Below are 479 nucleotides of genomic sequence, written 5' to 3'. Positions count from 1 at the left end.
TCTTCGATTGGCGGACTGTTCCAGTACTCGTGGGTCTCCTCGACGCGGAAGCAGGCGCAGACCGACGCGTCGCCGACGGCCATCGGTTCTGGCGTCTCGCGCGTACATACCTCACGCGCTTCCGGGCACCGCGTGTGGAACCGGCACCCGCTCGGCGGGTTCACCGGGTCCGGGATGTCGATTTTCCGCATCGGGAAGTCGCCCGTCACCGACATGTCCATCCCCAAATCCGGCGTCGCCCACCGCAGTACCGAGGTGTACGGATGGTTCGGACTGCCGATCAACTGCTCGGCCGGGCCGAGTTCCGCCAATCGACCCAAATACATCACGCCCACCTTTCCACCGCCGTGCTCGGTGAAGTACCGCGCGTTCGACAGGTCGTGGCTGATGAACACGTACGAAGTGTCGAACACGTCCTGCAATTCGAGCATCAGGTCCATCATCTCAACGCGCAACGACACGTCCAGCGCGCTGATCGC

The 479-nt window shown here is 63.5% G+C and carries 1 protein-coding gene; it reads right to left on the bottom strand.

Annotated features, from left to right (window positions below; translation table 11 throughout):
- Positions 1-479: ABC transporter ATP-binding protein (locus NKF26_RS23950; protein ID WP_253235034.1), on the bottom strand; the 479-nt coding region annotated here is incomplete at both ends.

The organism is Haladaptatus sp. AB618 (assembly GCF_024136965.1).
In the GTDB taxonomy this organism is placed as follows: Archaea; Halobacteriota; Halobacteria; order Halobacteriales; family Haladaptataceae; genus Haladaptatus.
Note: the sequence above shows the minus strand (reverse complement) of the source record. Positions and strands in the feature narration are given on the sequence as shown.